General features: G+C 46.3%; 3 protein-coding genes. All 3 read left to right on the top strand.

Translation table 11 applies throughout. The features are described from left to right. On the top strand, nucleotides 1–698 hold a 698-nt coding region (locus VIP81_RS05365), incomplete at its 5' end, for an FtsX-like permease family protein (protein ID WP_331957443.1). Between the two features lie 78 nt (nucleotides 699–776). Further along, on the top strand, nucleotides 777–1,781 hold the full coding sequence (gene tsaD, locus VIP81_RS05360; RefSeq protein WP_331957442.1) for a tRNA (adenosine(37)-N6)-threonylcarbamoyltransferase complex transferase subunit TsaD: 1,005 nt from the start codon (nucleotides 777–779) through the stop codon (nucleotides 1,779–1,781). A 213-nt stretch (nucleotides 1,782–1,994) separates the two neighbouring features. Further along, on the top strand, nucleotides 1,995–4,130 hold the full coding sequence (locus tag VIP81_RS05355; protein ID WP_331957441.1) for an alpha-L-fucosidase: 2,136 nt from the start codon (nucleotides 1,995–1,997) through the stop codon (nucleotides 4,128–4,130). Nucleotides 4,131–4,215 lie beyond the last annotated feature (85 nt).

Below are 4,215 nucleotides of genomic sequence, written 5' to 3'. Positions count from 1 at the left end.
TGAAGGTTGCCGGCCGGGATGTGAAGGTGATTGGGGTGCTGAAGAAGAAAGGGGAGAGTATGATCGGGGCCGGTAGTTACGACAATGCGATTATTTTGCCTTATCGATTTGCACGAACGGTGGTAGATGAGCGCCGTTTTGCGGATCCTTATATATTGGTGAAGGCCAAGCCTGGCGTGAGTTTAGACCAGCTGAAAGATGAGCTGAGAGGCGTAATGCGGGCTACGCACCGGTTAAGGCCGAGGGAAGAGGATGATTTTGCGCTGAATGAAATCAGTTCTGCCAATGACAGTCTGAATTCTATGTTTGGCGCCATTAATGCCGGTGGGGGCTTTATTGCCTTCTTTTCCTTGCTGGTAGGTGGTTTTGGGATTGCCAACATCATGTTTGTGACGGTAAAAGAACGGACAAATATTATCGGGTTAAAAAAAGCCATTGGGGCCAGGCGCAATATTATCCTGATGGAGTTCCTGCTGGAATCTGTATGTCTTTGTTTATTCGGGGGCATGCTGGGACTGTTGATGGTGTATCTTATGACAGTAATTATTAATTCGGTCAGTTCTTTTGAAATGGTGATATCCGCCGGTGCCTTTATTGCCGGGTTGACTGTTTCCGCCGGCGTAGGGGTATTGGCAGGGTTTATTCCGGCTTTTATTGCGGCCAGACTGGATCCTGTGGTGGCTATCCGGAGTAATTAGGATGATAAATATTGAACAGCAGTGATGCTGTGGTACAGGCGGGGTTTTCCCGCCTTTTTTTTATTAATTTTGCAGCTTATGTCTGTTAAAATATTAGCGATAGAATCATCCTGTGACGATACAGGGGCGGCGGTACTGGTAGATGGAAAGGTGTTATCCAATCATATTGCCAATCAGAAAGTACACGAACAGTATGGCGGCGTAGTGCCGGAACTGGCTTCCAGGGCTCACCAGGAGAACATAGTGCCGGTAGTGGATATAGCCTTGCAAACAGCGGGCGTAAAGCGGGAAGAGCTGAGTGCGATTGCGTTTACGCAATCACCGGGGTTAATAGGTTCTCTGCTGGTGGGGAGTTGTTTTGCCAAATCTATGGCCATGGCGCTGGATATTCCGCTGATAGGGGTGCATCATATGCAGGCGCATGTACTGGCTAATTTTATAGATGATCCCAAACCTGATTTTCCATTTTTGTGTTTAACGGTTTCCGGTGGTCATACGCAGATTGTTTTATGTGAAAGCCCGCTGCGCATGCGGGTGATCGGTGAAACGCTGGATGATGCAGCTGGAGAAGCCTTTGATAAAAGTGCCAAAATACTGGGACTGCCTTACCCCGGTGGTCCATTGGTAGATAAATATGCCCAAACGGGTAATCCTGATCGTTTTAAATTTACCGAACCCCGGATACCAGACCTGAACTTCAGTTTTAGCGGATTGAAAACCGGTATTCTTTATTTTCTGCAGGAAAATCAGCAGAAAAATCCTGATTTTATTCAGCAGAATTTACCGGACATCTGTGCTTCCATACAGCAGCGTATTGTGAGTATCCTGTTAAATAAGGTGGTGAAGGCCGCTGAAGAAACGGGGATACGTGATATTGCCATTGCCGGTGGTGTGAGTGCCAACAGCGGTTTGCGCAAGGCGTTGGAAGTATATGGTCAAAAACATCATTGGCGCACTTTCATTCCAAAATTCGAATACTGTACCGATAATGCAGGTATGATTGCGATTACAGCTTATTACAAATTTCTGGCGGGCGATTTTGCAGCACTGGATGTAGTGCCAACTGCAAGAGCAGCTTTTTAGCTGTTAGCTTTTAGCTTTTAGCTTTTAGCTGTTAGCTTTTAGCTGTTAGCTTTTAGATTAAAAGCGAATAGCAGTTAGACTAATAGCAGTTAATCTAAAAGCTAAAAGCTAACAGCTAAAAAGCTATTTTCAACCAGCTTTGGATAAAATCCTATGCCTTTCCTTGACTGAATCGATTTAGCTTTATCTCCGGCATATAACAGCACATTATCTATGAAGAAAATTCTGATTGCTTTATTGGGTCTGATCATGACCTTTCAACTGGTGTCGGCACAGGAGCTGACCGCACATACCGAATGGAAGAACCAGAAGTACTCCATGTTTATTCACTGGGGCGCTATTTATTCTACGCTGGGCGGCGTTTGGGATGGTAAACCGGTAACCCGGGGCTATAGTGAGCAAATACAGGCGCACGCGGGTATTTACAGTGATACTTATGGAGATGTGGCCAAACGGTTCCATCCGGAGCATTGGAATGCGGACTCGATTGTTTTACTGGCAAAAGCGGCGGGCATGAAATCGGTGGTCATGACTTCGAAGCATCATGATGGTTTTTGCATGTTTCATTCTGCCTATACAGATTATAATGTAGTAGATGCTACGCCTTTCAAACGGGATGTACTGAAAGAATTATCGGATGCGTGTCAGCGAAATGGTTTGAAGTTCGGGATGTATTTTTCTTTGATCGACTGGCATTTCCCGCAGGCATATCCTATTTCCAGCAGTAACAGTGATCCTATTACACCGGAGCATCATGAATATAATAAGAAGCAGGTAACAGAGCTGATGACCAATTATGGTCCGGTGTCTGAGATCTGGTTTGATATGGGTTCTCTGACGGCGCAGCAGAGCCGGGATCTGGCGGAAATAGTACATCGGCTACAGCCGGGTTGTATGGTGAGTGGGCGTTTGGGCAACGATGCCGGAGATTTTTGTGTGATGGGAGACAATCAATATCCGGATTATAAAATTGCGTCTGCCTGGCAAACGCCGGCTTCCGTATATGATGAAACATGGGGTTATCGTAGCTGGCAGCAACATGGCAAAGCGGAAGATAAAGCGCATGAGAAGCTGGAAGGGCTGATTAAAGTAGTGAGCCGGGGCGGAAACTACCTGTTAAACATTGGTCCGCGTGGAGATGGATCGGTGGTAGATTTTGAAAGAGACGTATTACTGTTAAATGGCGCCTGGCTGAAACTCAATGGCGAAGCCATTTACAGCGCATCCGCCAATCCATTTGATACCACTTTTGCGTGGGGAGAAGTGACTACCAAACCAGGCAAATTATACCTGCATTTGTTGCAGATGCCTGAAAATGGAACGATTGTTTTACCTGGTTTGAACAGTAAGGTCAGTGAAGTGACGTTGCTGAGCAGCGGTAAAAAAGTGCCGGTGAAGATCACGGTGAAAGGCGGCAATACGCAAATCCAGCTGCCTGCCGGTTTTACCATAGCAGATAAAGACATTGCCGTATTATCGCTGACCTGTAAAGATGGGGTGAACATTACGCCGCAGCATTTGTTGAAAGAGGCTACGCGTTTAACAAGAGATAATGCCACGCCGTTATTCAGTTTCTCCGGGGTGGATTATGAAAGTTACTATCGTAGCCAGGTGGGTGATTCATGGGCGTTTACCGCTTCCAAACCCGCCAAACTGCAGTTGATATATAGTGATGCGGAAAAAGGCCGTCGTATTCATTTTACGCTGAATGGTAATACCAAAGACGTGTTGCTGACCGGTGGAACTACTACACCGTTGAATAACCATCCGGCTGGTTTGCAGTGGGGGCCTATGTATAGTGCTGGTCCTTTCTGGTCGGGTATTGATGGTACTCATGGATCGGTGAAGGATATAGATCCTGCAAAGCCATGGCCGAATAATGATAGTAAAGCATGGACGTTGCACAGCGACTGGCAGAACGATGCCTTGATAAAATGGGATGCCGACAGAAGTGTGGCACAATATATTTTACAGGAAATTACGGCAGACAAAGCGGGTAGTTACCTGGTAGGTTTCACGAGTGGAGATGGTATTGCTGTATATTTAAACGGGGAAGAACAGGTGTTGCATAATAATCCTGAAAGAGGGGGCGTAGCCAGCGAAGTAGTGCTGTTATCGCTGAAAGCGGGGAAGAACCAGTTGGTGGTAAAATCATACAGCCGTTTTGCGAAACAGTCTGTAGTAGCCATTAACCGTAATGTGCCACAGGTGTTATATGTACAGTCGCTCGATGTTGCGGTAAAAGGCAATGGGAAAGTAGAAACATGCGAGATCCGTGAGGCGAATCCGGTATCGGTGCATCGTAATCTGCGGATGCCTAACCTGGCTGTTGTGATTGACTCAAAATAAAGATGGCGAATACATTTTTCAAATTTAAGCAGTTTACCGTTCACCAGGAGCTTTGCGCCATGAAGGTGTGCACAGATGCCTGTAT

The sequence above is a fragment of the Chitinophaga sp. genome (assembly GCF_036566945.1).
Classification (GTDB): Bacteria; Bacteroidota; Bacteroidia; order Chitinophagales; family Chitinophagaceae; genus Chitinophaga.
Note: the sequence above shows the minus strand (reverse complement) of the source record. Positions and strands in the feature narration are given on the sequence as shown.